The organism is uncultured Veillonella sp., from assembly GCF_963543145.1.
Taxonomy (GTDB): domain Bacteria; phylum Bacillota; class Negativicutes; order Veillonellales; family Veillonellaceae; genus Veillonella.
The window spans coordinates 27,830-43,397 of record NZ_CAUTZP010000004.1 but is presented as its reverse complement, the minus strand read 5'-3'; the positions used below and the strand labels follow the sequence as shown (position 1 = coordinate 43,397).

11 protein-coding genes are annotated in these 15,568 nt (G+C 40.3%); all 11 read right to left on the bottom strand.

All coding sequences use genetic code 11. From position 1 onward, the window contains the following. Positions 1 to 24: 24 nt before the first annotated feature. Positions 25 to 1,530 (bottom strand): acetyl-CoA hydrolase/transferase family protein, encoded by a 1,506-nt coding sequence (locus RWZ05_RS03040; RefSeq protein WP_314641996.1) that lies wholly within the window; start codon positions 1,528 to 1,530, stop codon positions 25 to 27. Positions 1,531 to 2,052: 522 nt separating this feature from the next. Then, positions 2,053 to 3,291, bottom strand: a complete 1,239-nt coding sequence (locus RWZ05_RS03035; RefSeq protein ID WP_314641993.1) for an O-antigen ligase family protein — start codon at positions 3,289 to 3,291, stop codon at positions 2,053 to 2,055. A gap of 9 nt (positions 3,292 to 3,300) precedes the next feature. Next, positions 3,301 to 4,608 (bottom strand): folylpolyglutamate synthase/dihydrofolate synthase family protein, encoded by a 1,308-nt coding sequence (locus RWZ05_RS03030; protein ID WP_314641990.1) that lies wholly within the window; start codon positions 4,606 to 4,608, stop codon positions 3,301 to 3,303. A 12-nt stretch (positions 4,609 to 4,620) separates the two neighbouring features. Then, a complete protein-coding gene (locus tag RWZ05_RS03025) occupies positions 4,621 to 7,278 on the bottom strand; it encodes a valine--tRNA ligase (protein WP_314641988.1) in 2,658 nt (885 codons plus the stop codon). 21 nt (positions 7,279 to 7,299) lie between these two features. After that, the gene (gene tatC, locus RWZ05_RS03020) at positions 7,300 to 8,190 is read right to left on the bottom strand and encodes a twin-arginine translocase subunit TatC (protein WP_314641987.1); all 891 of its coding nucleotides are present in this window, start codon (positions 8,188 to 8,190) and stop codon (positions 7,300 to 7,302) included. A gap of 1 nt (position 8,191) precedes the next feature. Then, on the bottom strand, positions 8,192 to 9,163 hold the full coding sequence (locus tag RWZ05_RS03015) for a polyprenyl synthetase family protein (RefSeq protein WP_314641986.1): 972 nt from the start codon (positions 9,161 to 9,163) through the stop codon (positions 8,192 to 8,194). Next, the gene (gene yihA, locus RWZ05_RS03010) at positions 9,160 to 9,858 is read right to left on the bottom strand and encodes a ribosome biogenesis GTP-binding protein YihA/YsxC (RefSeq protein WP_314641983.1); all 699 of its coding nucleotides are present in this window, start codon (positions 9,856 to 9,858) and stop codon (positions 9,160 to 9,162) included. Before yihA ends, RWZ05_RS03015 begins: the two co-directional genes overlap by 4 nt. Beyond that, positions 9,858 to 12,167 carry an endopeptidase La gene (gene lon, locus RWZ05_RS03005; protein WP_314641980.1) on the bottom strand — a complete coding sequence of 770 codons (2,310 nt, stop codon included), beginning with the start codon at positions 12,165 to 12,167 and terminating at the stop codon, positions 9,858 to 9,860. The genes yihA and lon overlap by 1 nt, the downstream gene beginning before the upstream one ends. A 65-nt stretch (positions 12,168 to 12,232) precedes the next feature. Further along, positions 12,233 to 13,486 (bottom strand): ATP-dependent protease ATP-binding subunit ClpX, encoded by a 1,254-nt coding sequence (clpX, locus tag RWZ05_RS03000; protein ID WP_295814422.1) that lies wholly within the window; start codon positions 13,484 to 13,486, stop codon positions 12,233 to 12,235. A 12-nt stretch (positions 13,487 to 13,498) separates the two neighbouring features. Beyond that, entirely contained in the window at positions 13,499 to 14,092 is a 594-nt protein-coding gene (clpP, locus tag RWZ05_RS02995) for an ATP-dependent Clp endopeptidase proteolytic subunit ClpP (protein ID WP_009351033.1), read from the bottom strand. Between the two features lie 36 nt (positions 14,093 to 14,128). Further along, on the bottom strand, positions 14,129 to 15,433 hold the full coding sequence (gene tig, locus RWZ05_RS02990) for a trigger factor (protein WP_314641975.1): 1,305 nt from the start codon (positions 15,431 to 15,433) through the stop codon (positions 14,129 to 14,131). Positions 15,434 to 15,568 lie beyond the last annotated feature (135 nt).

Below are 15,568 nucleotides of genomic sequence, written 5' to 3'. Positions count from 1 at the left end.
TCATCATCCTCCTAAAAAAACAGGTTATTTTTTCATGCTTCCAGTTTCTGTGAAGCGTTTATGCCAAGAAAGAGCTTCGTCAAGCAACATAGGTGTATGGGCATTCTTAGTTGCAGCGAGTGCTTTTTCGAGGTATTCAGTTAACATAGGTTTGTAGTCTGGGTGAGCACATTTTTCAATAATCAAACGAGCTCTTTCCACTGGGCTCAAACCACGGCAGTCAGCAACACCTTGTTCTGTACAGAAAATCATAGTGTCATGTTCTGGATGATCCACATGAGATACATATGGAACGATAGAACTGATGTCGCCACCTTTAGCAACGGAGTTAGTACAGAAGATTGTGAGATATGCACTACGTGCAAAGTCACCAGAACCGCCAACGCCGTTCATCATTTTGCTACCCATGATATGAGTAGAGTTTACATTGCCAAAAATATCAAATTCGATAGCGGTATTCATGGCAATGACACCAATACGACGAGCAATACCAGGGTTATTGGAAATTTCTTGCGGACGAAGAATAATTTTTTTGCGGTATTCATCGATATTTGCATAGAAACGTTTCAACCCGTCTGGAGAAGGACTTAATGCAGTACCAGAACATACAGTTACTTTACCTGCATCAATCAAGTCGAACATACCATCTTGGATTACTTCTGTATAGATAGACAAATCTGTGAATGGTCCTTTAGCAAGGCCACTAATTACAGCATTTGCTACGGAACCTACACCAGATTGCAATGGAAGCAAGTTCTTAGGTAAACGACCTTCTGCAATTTCTTGTTCAAAGAACTTGATAAGGTGTTGACTCATTGCTTTTGCATCATCATCGATAGGTGCCAAAGGTCTTGTAGTATCAGGAACATCACAAGGTACTACTGCAACAATTTTACTTGGATCACAAGGAATGGCATCAGTACCGATATGATCACCAGGTGTTTCCAATGGAATTGGTTTACGATGTGGTGGATCAAGAGGTTCATAGATGTCATGCATACCAACCAAAGATAATGGTTGAGAAACGTTAACTTCTACGATAACCTTTTTAGCTTGGCTAACAAATGTTGGGGAGTTACCAACAGATGTAGTAGGTACTAAAGAGCCATCTTCATTAATTTGACAAACTTCTACGATAGCTACGTCTAAATCACCAAAGAAACCATAGCGAACATTTTGTGCCATTGTACTTAAATGCATATCGATGTATTTAACATCGCCGCTATTTAAGGCTTTACGTGTATCCTTATTAGTTTGATAAGGGAAGCGACGATTAATGCCATTTGCACGTGTCAATGCACCATCGGCTTCATCACCTACAGAAGCACCTGTCCACAAATCAATTTTGAATGGTTCTTTTTCCATTCTTTCTGCCAAAGCCAATGGCACTGCTTTTGCATAACCAGATGGAGTAAAGCCGGAAATACCAACTTTATCGTTAGGGTTAATCAAAAGAGCTGCATCATAAGCAGTGACAATTTTACCTTGGAGGGCCGCACATTTAACGCGGTCTTTGATGTCTATCACCATTACCATCTCCTTTAAGAGTAACATTGTATAAACGACAGTTTGATCTCTTGGTCGTTCCTTAAACCGACTTCATCGTAGTCCACATCCAATGTATTGTCAACTTATATGACTAAAATGTATTTTTCGTCACACTTTATGGGTGCATTATGACTAAAACGCATAGATTTTCATATTTTCACATAAGTTTTATTCACATCGTTATAACTCACAGGAATTATCGATTTGATGGTATATATTGATGTTTTTAGGTTAAATCGAACTATCTCTATACAATATATAGAACCTTCTCAATATAAAAACAACATCCTATACACAAGAAATGAACCGTACACCTCCCTATAAAGATACAATGATATGCAAAAAACCGGTTTTCAAATGCAAGCAATAATGTTCAATTATCTCTAACATTAGAAAACCGGTTAATCATACTTAAACTTACCTTACCAAGGTATGTATTAATTATATCATATTATGAAATTATATAGCTACCATAAAACATCCTAATTATACAAGCTATAACTATTAAGTATGGTCATTCGCTGAAAGTTGTACTTTTACAAAGGCCCCCACCCATCCTAGCAATTGCCAAAATACTATAGTCACTTGATGGCTATAGAGCTCAAAGTCAGATAAACCACTAACGAGAACAGCCACCGCTAAGGCGCCTACGCCTATTTGTGCTGCTTGTCGGAATAGATCCCCTTTTAATCGTATAGATGTAATTACATGACCTACGATAACTGCGAGGAATGATAGCAAACCAGGAATACCTATTTCGGCTAAAATGTTCAAATATAAATTGTGAGCATGATACATTAATACATTAGGGCCTTGAATATAATAGTTATACTCAGGATAGACTAAGTAGAATGTATTCCAACCAATACCAAAGATAGGATTTTCTCGTATGATATATGTCGTGCTATCCCACAATGCCCAACGAAGATCTGCCGATGTATCGTGACCTTGGAAGATGGACCAAAGTCGTGACGCTATTTCACCATCATAGAAGTACAGAATTATCGGTACAGCTAACAAGGATAGGAAAAGACGACGTTCTACAAAGATAGCCCAATAGAGAGTCATAGCGGCAAAGCTAATCCAAATACCACGAGAATAGGTTAAGAGCATCGTTAAAAATAAAATAATACCTATGATGAACATCGTCACCACGTCACGGGTACGATTTTCTTTCATATAGACGAGAATATAACTGATGCATACGCTTAATACCATCAACAAATAAGCCCCTAACAAATTAGGATTTTGTAATGTTGATGCCATGCGTCGCATCAATTTTGGAAACTGAGCAGCATCTACCCATTCTTTTATATGTATGTTAGGAATAAATAGATACTGATAGGCACCAATAACACAGACGAGAACTGCGGTACCTAAAAAAGCACGAAGAAAATAGTTCCATTGTTTAGGCGTTTGAATATAGGTACGCACTAAATAGTACATCCCCCCACCTGCTACAATTTGAGAGAACCAACTTTGAATGGACCAATCCCAGTTCTGTGACAGGAGCGATGATATACCAGTCCATATAACAAAGATCATCACCGACCAAGACAAGTATCCTGTAGGTAAACTCAATGATTTAGTAGAAATTAAATCATATAGTGCAAGCCCTATAGCCAGCCAGAGGAGTACATCCCCCACCATCGGTTGTAATGGCATAGCAACCACAACACCATAGATTAATCGTTCAATATAAAAGGTAAGGCGTTTCTGATTAGGAATAAGCGAGAGTTCCATGATTGCACCTTAGTGACTCATCTCATGGTTAAACCATTGACGAGCATTCCCTAAAATATATAACGAACCACATACGGCGATAATATCACCAGTCTGGGTATGCTTATAAGCCAATGCTAAAGCGCCCTCAACAGAATCAGCAGTTTGAGCCGTCGCCTTTGGAACAGTGCGTCGAATCACTTCAACCAAAGTTTCGGGTACTTCCGTTCTATCTGTTGGCGCCGGTACAACAAGTACTGTATCCCCAGCCTTAACGACTTCACGAATAATCGCCTCTTGGTTCTTATCTTTAAGAATAGCCATAACGATTGTTTTTGGAGCATCTTTAAACAATTCAGCATACGCCATAGCAAAAGACTCAGCCCCTGCCGCATTATGAGCACCATCAAAGATAAAGGTACGATTTAGACCGCGTTTAACTTCAAAACGACCAGCCCACGTAGTGCAAGCAAAACCTTCGCGCATCGTTTCTTCACTGATACTCTTATCGTCTTTCATCAATAAACGTACAACCACTAAGGCACAAGCGAGATTTACAGATTGGTGAATGCCAACCATCGTCGTAAAGAGCATAGCAGGCGCTGCATCATTGGTACTGACCGTAATCATTTGACCACCTGTTACAGCACTGCGACTATCGATGCCAAAATCTTTATTGAAAGCATATAACTTAGCATTCTTTTCTTTAGCTACGTCCGCAATAATACTGAGAGGCGTACCTTGCGCAGCTGTCACTACAGGTACTTTAGATTTAATGATGCCCGCTTTATGACGTGCAATCTCCTCAACAGTATCACCACAGTAAGCTTGATGATCCACAGTTACATTAGTAATAACAGACACTTTAGGAGTAACGATATTAGTAGAGTCTAGCAGTCCACCTAAACCAACTTCTACTACAGCATAGTCTACACCTTGTTCTTTAAAGAACAAGAATGCGGCTGCCGTCAACATTTCAAATTGCGTCGGCGCCTCTACCCCATTACTAATGATAGTATCTACTGCCGCTTTTACACGATTGATTAATTCACCGAAGGCTTCCTCCGTAATATTTCCATCATTGATTTGAATTCGCTCCGTATAGGATTGAAGGTGAGGCGATGTAAATCGCCCCACCCGTAATCCACTTGTAAACAGTGCGTAGGAAATATATGAGGTAACCGAGCCCTTACCATTCGTACCTGTGACATGAACAATTCTGTAATCCTCTTGCGGATTCCCAAGGGCCTCCATAAGAGCTGTAATTCGTTCAAGGCCAGGCTTAATACCGAATGAGGATGCCTGTTCTAAATAGGCTAAGGCCTCTTGATATGTCATATAAACCTCCTATTATAAGGTTTCAAGGAACGCTTCACGTTCCAATAACGCTTGTTGTTTTTGTTTATATTCTTCTAACTTTTCTTTTTCTTTCGCTACTACAGCTTCAGGAGCTTTTGCAAGGAAGCCTTGGTTGGACAATTTGCCTTCCAAACGGGAAATTTCTTTTTCCAATTGAATTTTTTCCTTCCCGATACGCTCTTTTTCTTTTTCGCCATCAATCAAGTCTTTAAGCAAGAGGTATACTTCCATACCATTTACAACTGTTACAGTCGCATTTTCTGGTTTAGCATCGTTGGCGCCGAGGATTGTTACCTTTTCAGCCCAAGCCAATGTTACGAAGTAGTCGCTGTGGTCTGCTACAGTTTGAGCTAATGTTGGATCTGTAGGTGCCACGATAACCTCTGCTTTTTTACCTAATGGCACATTCATTTCAGCACGCATGTTACGAATGCCTTTAATGGCATCCATCATCACTTCCATTTGACGTGCTGCGCTGTCAAGATTGTCGAAGCTCAATGCTTCTGGCCATTTAGTAACTACGATGCTGTCCCCTTCATGAGGCAAGTGTTGCCAAATATGTTCCGTTACGAACGGCATGAACGGATGTAACAATTCAAGCATGTGACGCAAGATTGTTACGAGCAAGTATTGAACTGTACGACGATCGCGTTCGTTGCTTTCACTATACAAACGAGGTTTCGCCAATTCAATATACCAGTCACAGTACGTATTCCAAATGAAGTCATATACGGAACTTGCTGCTTCACCTAATTCGAATTTATCGAGGTTAGATGTTACGCTTTGTACTGTTTCATTGTATTTTTGAATAATCCATTGGTCAGCTAATGTTAAATCATCGTCAGTTGGAACGAAGCTTTCATCATAATTGGTAAGATTCATCAATACAAATTTAGAGGCATTCCAAATTTTGTTAGCAAAGTTGCGGTTCGCTTCCACACGCTCCATGTAGAAACGCATGTCGTTACCAGGTGTATTGCCTGTTACAAGAGTGAAACGCAATGCATCGGCACCAAATTGATCGATAACATCGAGTGGATTAATACCATTGCCTAAGGATTTACTCATCTTACGACCTTGGCTATCGCGAACAAGACCATGGATGAATACGTGTTTGAACGGAATTTCATGTTTGAACTCAAGAGCCATGAAGATCATACGCGCTACCCAGAAGAAGATGATATCGTAACCAGTTACAAGAACACTTGTTGGGTACCATTGTTTAAGCTCTGGTGTTTGCTTAGGCCAGCCCATGGTAGCAAATGGCCATAAACCAGAGCTAAACCACGTATCAAGAACATCTGGGTCTTGTGTAACATGACCATGGCAATGAGGACATTCTGTAATGTCTTCACGACTTACAATAGTTTCGCCGCAGTCATCACAGTACCATGCAGGAATACGATGGCCCCACCATAATTGACGAGAAATCGTCCAGTCCCGGATGTTTTCAAGCCAGTTTACATATGTTTTAGTAAAGCGTTCAGGAACAAATTCTACTTCATGTTCTTTAACGACTTTAAGAGCTGGCTCTGCCAATGGTTTCATATCTACGAACCATTGTTTAGATACCATTGGCTCGATAATTGTATTACAACGGGAGCAATGACCTACCGCATGATCATGGTCATCGATTTTTTCAAGCAAGCCTAACTCTTGAAGTTCAGCTACTACTTGTTTACGCGCTTCTTCACGAGGCAAACCATTGAACTTACCAGCGCCTTCATTCATTGTGGCATCATTGTTCATAACAACGATAGACTCTAAATCGTGGCGTTGGCCCATTTCAAAGTCGTTAGGGTCATGAGCAGGCGTAATTTTTACACAACCTGTACCGAAGCTAGCATCTACATAGTCATCGGCAATTACAGGAATCTCACGGTTAACGAATGGTAATATCAAAGTTTTACCGATTAGATCTTTATAACGATCGTCTTCAGGGTTTACCGCTACTGCCACGTCACCGAACATTGTTTCTGGACGTGTCGTCGCTACCACTACGAAGCGATTATCTTCACCTTTTACAGGATATTTAATATGCCATAAATGGCCATGTTCATCTTCATGTTCAACTTCTACATCAGATAAAGCCGTCGCGCAACGAGGGCACCAGTTGATGATGCGCTCACCACGATAGATCAACCCTTTTTCATAAAGGCTTACGAATACTTCACGCACTGCATGGTAGTACCCATCATCCAATGTAAAGCGTTCGCGAGTCCAGTCACAAGATGCGCCAAGGCTACGAATTTGTTTTACGATAGTATCACCGTATTCTTTTTTCCATTCCCATACGCGTTCTACGAATTTCTCACGACCTAAATCATAGCGAGATTTGCCTTCTTCTTTAGCAAGCATCTCTTCTACTTTGATTTGAGTAGCAATACCAGCATGGTCAGTACCAGGCATCCACAATACATTATAGCCTTGCATTCGTTTAAAACGGATGAGGATATCTTGCAACGTATTATCTAGTGCATGCCCCATGTGAAGCATACCAGTTACATTAGGAGGCGGTAATACGATACTGAAAGGCTCTTTATTAGTGTCTACTTCTTCGTGAAAGTATCCTTGATTTTCCCAATAAGAATACCATTTCCCTTCTATTTCACCGGGGTTATATGTGGTTAAATTTTCGTAGGTTTTCATCGTTCCTCCTAAAAATACTCCTTAGCGCTTCATAATCTTAGCCAATACAAACAGGCTCGTTTCATATAGCAATATCATAGGTAATGCAATCATCGTTTGAGAGAACATATCCGGTGTGGGTGAAATGACAGCACCTATGATAAAGGATATAAGAATAAATATCTTTCGTTTCGTTTTTAAAAAACGTGATGTAATTAAGTTGAAATATCCCAAGATGATTAAAATCAATGGCAATTCAAAGATAAATCCAAAAGGTAGTACAAAGGACAACACAAAGTCCATATACTGACCAATGGAAAACATCGGTTGTAATTCGTCAGTAGCAAAGCCCATAAAGAACTTCACGGCAGCAGGCAATACAAGAGAATAAGAAAATACAATGCCAACACCAAATAAACCAATCGCTACTGGTAAGATCCAGTTAGACAACTGTTTTTCTCGCACCGTCAATGCAGGCTTAACAAATAACCAAATCTGATGCAATATAATGGGCGCCGCTATAATAAGACCACCTACTACAGACACCTTCATATAGGTAAAGAAAGCCTCCGTAGGTTTCATATAATAAAGCTTACCAGCTGGCTTTAAGAGTATTTCCAATAATAAGTCTATATAATAATATGAAATACAAGTTCCTATGACAATTGCAACAGCCATTATAATAAGACGTTTTCGCAATTCAGATAAATGGCCCACAAGAGAAATTTCTCGTGCTTCATCCATCATTTTCTGTTCCATCTCAGTATAAATAGGTTCATCGTCCGGTTCTTCAGGAACTCGTTGATTTGCCACCTTATACTGTTCTTGCTCAGCCTTTAATTCTGCTTCGCGACGCTTTTGACGAACAACACTATCAAAAGAAGGTTTTTTTATGGGATATTCGAAATCCGGTTTTGGTTCGAACGGTTCCATATTATACCTTTCTATTAGCTAGATTTTCTACAGTCATTACAAGGAATTCCTTCCCTGGGAAATCACGTATTGCAGTAAGCGCGACTAACGCATCTTTGCAATATTTGTCAGCTACAGCTAATGTATTGTCAATACCACCTTGAGCGATAACGTAATCAATGATATCTTGCTCGTTACCACCATTGCTTAAAGCCTTAATATTTGCAAGCAGTGTATCTTTATTATCATCATTAACAATACTTAATAAAGGATAGGTCAATAACCCCTCTCGAAGGTCATTGCCTACAGGTTTCCCTGTAGTTTCTGTTGTTTCACAATAGTCCATAATATCATCAGTAATTTGGAATGCCATTCCTAATGCATGACCATATTTCTTCAACTCGACGATTTCAGACTCCTGCCAGCCCCCCAATAGTCCGCCAAGTCCCATACAGCCTTCCATGAAGTCCGCTGTTTTCTTTTGAGTCTTAGTCAAATAGCGCTCAATCCCTTGATCGATACGATATACGTCTTCCATTTGCATGAACTCGCCTTCTACGAGACATGTAATGATATGGGAAAAGATTTGTAAGTACTTTATATTAGGCATTTCAGATACGATTTGGAAAGCCTTTGCAAATAAGTAATCACCACTAAGAATAGCGACTTTATTGCCTTTGTGCATATGAATCGTATCTTCACCACGACGAATCTCAGCTTGATCTAATACATCATCGTGAATCAGTGTTGCTAAATGAAGCATTTCTACAGCTTCTGCAATTCTAATACGCTCACGTTCTACAGATGTACCTGCGTTAGCAATCAACAAACATAATTGAGCGCGTAAACGCTTACCACCAGCCGCTGATAATGGTCGAATCAGTGCATTAAAGTCTTCTGCACCTGTATTAAAAGATGATGCAAGAGACTCTTCAACGCCCTCTAAATCTAGAGCAATACGTTCCATAATCTCTAACTCATTGGTTTGACTCATGCTTCATCTCCTACTAGAACTTTATTAATCCGTTGTTGTAAAAGCTCACGACCTGTATGTTTCAAGGAGCTATATAAAATAGGCGGTGTATCCGTTGGATACATGTCCTTAATTTTAGCCAAGTTCGCGGACTTTTCTTTAGCTGTTAGCTTATCAGCTTTAGTGACTACAATTTGTAGTGGCACACCAGCCTCAACAAGCCAGTCGTAGGCCACCTTATCAATAGGCATCTCTGGATGACGACCATCGATAAGCAAGCACAACAACATCAATCGTTCAGAATGTAAAATATAATCAGCAATAAAGGAAGACCACAAATTGCGGTTTCCTTTATTTGTCTTTGCAAAACCATACCCAGGAAGGTCTACGAGGAACCAATGATAACGGCGTTCCTCTGTTTCAGAAATATCCTCTTTTGACTCAATATCAAAATAGTTTATCGTCTTAGTCTTACCTGGTTGACCACTAACGAGTGCTAACCCACGATAATTACACAACGAGTTAATCAGCGAAGATTTGCCCACATTAGAGCGTCCTAGGAAAGCGATTTCCACAGTATCCCCTTCAGGATATTGGTCCGCCTTCACACAGGAGGTATTATATTTTGCTGCTATAATACGAGGCCCCTTCGGTTCTTTTCGTGTATATTGTGGTTTTGGCCCCATTTGTTTAGTGGATTTTTTCTTTTTTTGCATTACACAAGTGCCTTTGCTAATACTTCATCCATTGTCTTAACTGGCGTAATAATGAGTCCTTCTTTTACAATATCAGGTAATTCTGCAATATCCTTTTCATTGCCTTTTGGAATCAATACCTCTTTAATGCCATTTGACAAGGCTGCTAATAATTTTTCTTTTAAACCGCCTATTGGCAATACGCGGCCACGCAATGTAATTTCACCAGTCATGGCAATATCAGAACGAACCTTGCGGTTTGTCAAAATAGATACCATAGCCAATGTCATTGTAATACCTGCAGAAGGACCATCTTTAGGCGTTGCCCCTTCTGGCAAGTGAACGTGAATATCGAGTTTCTTATAGAAATCTTCTTCAATTTTTAATGCTTTTGCATTGTGGCGAATATAACTCATAGCCGCTTGGCCAGACTCTTGCATAACCTTGCCTAAGCTACCAGTTAATGCCAATTTACCTGTACCATTCATAGTCGTAGCTTCACAAGGTAATACTACGCCACCAACAGAAGTCCAAGCCAAGCCATTTACATAGCCAACTTGCGGTTTCTTTTCCCGTTCTTGGTCAATAAAAATCGGAGCACCTAAGAACTCATGAAGATTCTTAGTAGTTACTTTTGGTGCATCGCCACCTTCTTCAACTACTTTGAATGCGATCTTACGGCAAATCTTAGCTATTGTTTTTTCTAAGGTACGAACACCAGCTTCGCGAGTATATTCGGAGATTACTTTTCTCAACACAGCATCAGATAATTTAACCTTATAGTCTTCAAGGCCATTTTTCTTAATTTGCTTAGGAGTTAAGTACCGCTTAGCGATTTCTAGTTTCTCTTCCTCCATATAACTGGATAATTCAATAATTTCCATACGGTCTAACAACGGACCAGGAATATTAGATGCTACGTTAGCCGTAGTAATCCAGAATACTTCGGAGAAATCGAACGGTACCTCGATGAAGTGATCGCTAAATGTACTATTTTGTTCAGGGTCCAACACCTCTAACAAGGCAGAGGATGGATCACCTTTATAATCAGATGCGAGTTTATCAATTTCATCCAATAAGAATACAGGGTTCTTGGTCCCTACATTCTTAAGACCTTGAATCATACGACCAGGTAATGCACCAATATACGTACGACGATGACCACGGATTTCAGCTTCATCCCGAACACCGCCTAAAGATGCACGGATAAACTTACGGTTCATCGCTTTAGCAATAGATGTGGCCAAGGATGTTTTACCAACCCCTGGTGGACCAACTAAACAGAGGATAGAACCACTATTTTTACCAGTTAACTTACGAACAGCTAAAAATTCAAGGATGCGTTTTTTTACCTTTTCAAGGCCATAATGGTCAGCCTCAAGCATTGCATGAGCTTCCTTAATGTCTAAGCGGTCCTCAGTCAATTCATTCCACGGTAAAGCCAATACCCAGTCTAGGTAGTTGCGCAGAATTGTTGCTTCAGGCATCAATTGCGGCATGCGGCTATAACGAGAAATTTCTTTATCAATACGCGTATGTACATCTTCACTTAAGTTCAGTGCTTTCAATTTGACGCGTAATTCTTCTGCCTCTTCCTCTGGATCACCTTTGTCACCTAACTCATCGTGGATAACGCGGATTTTTTCGCGCAAGAAGTATTCTTTTTGCGCTTTTTCCATGGATTGACGCACTTGATTATTAATGGAATTTTCCAGATCAGAGATTTGTAACTCCATATTTAAAATGCCTACAATCATGTTGAGACGACGAGCTACGGATAATTCCTCTAATAACTCTTGGCGTTTCAAATTATTGATTGGCAACAAGAATGCAACTTGGTCAGCTAATTCACATGGGTCACGCAATTCCATAACGCGCGTTACACCTTCATCTGTAACAGATTTAGCTTCCTCTGCCCATTCACCGAATTTAGACTGCACGAGACGACGGTAAGCCTCTAACTCCACATCATCTTCAAACTCAGAGGCTACGCGTTCGTAGTCCCCTACATAGTACGGATCCATACTTGTAATATTCATTACGCGAATACGTGTAATGCCCTCTACAAGAACACGTACAATACCACCTGGTAAGCGTAACATTTGCTTGATTTTTACTAATGTACCCATTTGGGCTAAATCATGAACGGTCGGAGCATCAACAGCGTCATCCTTTTGGGTCACAACTGCTAAAATGCGATCCTCGTTCATCGCGGCCTCTACCGCTTTAATGGATTTGTCTCGACCGATATCGAGGTGAATCACGATATTTGGGTATACAACCATGCCTCTAAGAGGTACGGTAGGGATCCCAATTTCGAGTAAATTCATACTTCCTCCAGGTATTTATATTATGAAAAGAAACTCATTCCTACACAGAAATGAGTTTCTTCGAATTACGATTTCAACTGGATGTCTTGGTCTGCCTCATTTTTGAGTATAGGTTCACCTGTGCTCAGCACGGATTCACGATTCACGATGCACTTAGTTACTTCCGGCATGGAAGGAACTTCGAACATAACGCGTTTCATCACCTTTTCAATGATAGCACGTAAACCACGAGCACCTGTTTTTCGCTGTAATGCTTCATCAGCGATTTCTTCTAATGCATCTTCAGTGAAAGTTAACTCTACACCATCAAGGGATAGAATTTTTTCATATTGTTTTGTTAATGCATTTTTAGGCTTTGTCAAAATTTGGATTAATGCATCTCTGTCCAATTGATCTAATGTTACCATAACAGGCAAACGACCAATGAACTCAGGAATCAAACCAAACTTCAATAAATCTTCAGGTACAACATCTTTTAAGATAGCAGATACATTACGTTCTTCTTTACGTTGCACGTCTGCACCAAAACCAAGGGTCTTCTTAGCGGTACGTTTAGTAATAACCTTATCCATACCATCAAATGCACCACCACAAATAAAGAGAATATTTGTCGTATCGATTTGAAGCATTTCTTGATTTGGATGCTTTCTACCACCTTGAGGTGGAACAGAAGCAACAGTACCTTCTAAGATTTTAAGCAATGCTTGTTGTACACCTTCACCAGACACGTCACGTGTAATGGAAGGATTCTCAGACTTACGCGCAATCTTATCGATTTCATCGATATAGATAATGCCGCGCTCTGCCCGAGCTATATCATAATCTGCAGCTTGGATAATTTTGAGCAAGATATTTTCTACATCTTCCCCTACATAACCAGCTTCAGTTAAGCTTGTAGCATCTGCAATAGCAAATGGCACTTCTAGCATTTTCGCTAAGGTTTGAGCCAATAGTGTTTTACCACTACCAGTAGGACCAATGAACAATACATTAGCCTTTTGTAATTCTACATCATCTACTACATTATCTGTTTGTAAGCGTTTGTAGTGATTATATACAGCCACAGCTAAAGAGATTTTAGCATCATCTTGACCAATAACATATTCGTCAAGATGAGCTTTAATATCTCTCGGCGTTGGCAATTCTTTTAAGTTGAAGTCGTCCGTTTCAACAGCACCTAACTCATCAGCGATGATACGTTCACATACTTCAACGCATTCATCACAAATGTAAACATTAGGACCCGCCACTAATTTGCGGACTTCTTCGCTTGTGCGTCCACAAAAACTGCAGCGCATAGTGTCTTTATCTTTTGCCAAGGGGCGCCTCCATTACTTGCTTTCTACAGGTTCTCTAGTGAGCACCTCATCGATTAAACCGTATTCAACGGCATCCTGAGCACTCATGAAGTTATCGCGATCTGTATCGCGAGCGACTACTTCAATATCTTGTCCACTGCGAGAAGCTAAGATACCATTTAACTCTTCACGCATGCGAAGAATCTCACGGGCATGGATTTCAATTTCAGATGCTTGCCCTTGTACACCACCTAATGGTTGGTGAATCATAACGCGTGCATGAGGTAACGCATAGCGTTTGCCTTTTGTACCTGCTGTTAAAAGCACAGCACCCATGCTCGCTGCAGAGCCTACACAAATGGTAGACACATCTGGTTTGATATATTGCATCGTATCATAAATAGCCATACCGGCAGTTACAACACCACCGGGGCTATTAATGTACAAATGGATATCCTTATCAGGATCCTCTGCTTCTAGGAATAGCATTTGCGCAATAACTGCATTTGCCACATTATCATCGATGGGACCACCGAGGAAGATAATGCGATCCTTTAATAAGCGAGAGTAAATATCATAGGAACGCTCGCCGCGTTCACTTTGTTCAACTACGATTGGTACATACATGTAATCACCTTTTCATGTACCTAGTTGAGCAAACTATTATTCAGCCGCTTCAGCGCCTTTTGCATTATCAATAATGAATCGAGCTGCTTTTTTGCGAGCTACAGAGCCTGCCAACATAGCTACACGACCTTCTTTTGCAATAATATCCCAAACCTCTTTAGGATCTGCCCCAAAGTTTTGAGCCATAATGAAGATTTCACGGTTCATGTCGTCTGGAGTTACTTCGATACCTTCAGCAGTTGCGATAGCGTCTAATACTAAATCAGCGCGTACGTTTTCAGCTGCGGAATCTTTGTATTCAGAGCGTAAATCTTCGATAGTTTTGTTGGAGAATTTCAAGTAGTCATCAAGTTTCAAGCCACGACCTTCCATGTTCATAGCTAATTCTTGAATCATTTGTTCTACACGATCTTCGATCATTACTTCTGGGATTTCAACAGTTGCATTTTTAACAGCTGTTTGAATCAAGTCAGCATTGTAAGTATCGATTGCGCGACGGGAAGCTTCTTCTTCCATTTTAGCGCGAAGATCTTTTTTCAATTCTTCAATAGTTTCGTAAGAGCTTGCTTCTTTTGCGAACTCGTCGTTCAATTCAGGCAATTCTTTACGTTTAATGTCATGGATGTGAGTTTTGAATTCTGCTTCTTTACCAGCAAGTTCTGCTACAAAGTAGTCTTCAGGGAATGTTACTTTTACAGTTACATCATCACCCGCTTTAGCACCGATCAATTGTTCTTCGAAGCCAGGAATGAAGCTACCAGAACCGATTTGTAATGGGTAGGATTTACCTTCACCACCATCGAATGGTTTACCGTCAACGGAACCTGCGAAGTCGATTACTGCAAAGTCGTCTTTTTGAATTGTAGCGCCTTCTTCAGCAACAACCATTTTCGCTTGTTGTTCACGAATGTTGTTCAATTGTTCTTCGATTTGCTCATCAGATACTGTAGCATCTTGTTTTTCAGCTTCTAAGCCTTTGTAATCGCCAAGTTTAACTTCAGGGCGTTTAGTTACAGTAGCTTTGAAGATCAAATCTTTACCTTCTTCGAACTGTTCGCGTTCGATTTCTGGTTCAGATACAGGAACAATGTCATTTTCACGAAGAGCAGCAGTGTAGTTTTGGCTAGCCAATACTTCAAATGCTTCTTCTAAGATAGCTTCTTTACCGAAATTCATTTCCAAAATACGGCGAGGCGCATGGCCTTTACGGAAACCAGGGATGTTTACTTGACCTGCAATGCGTTTTACAGCTTGTTTAATGCCTTTGTCTACTTCAGCTGCAGGTACTTCGATAGTTAACGTTACTACGTGTTGATCAACAGGATTTACAGTTGCTTTCATTTAAAATATGTCCTCCTCGAAGGGCAATACGCCCAAATTTCTGTAGTATATTATGCACTCCTAATAATAACATAAATGCAAGGTCAATGCAATTCTTCTCAATTTACACTAAAAGACCACCCCAAAACGGGTGGT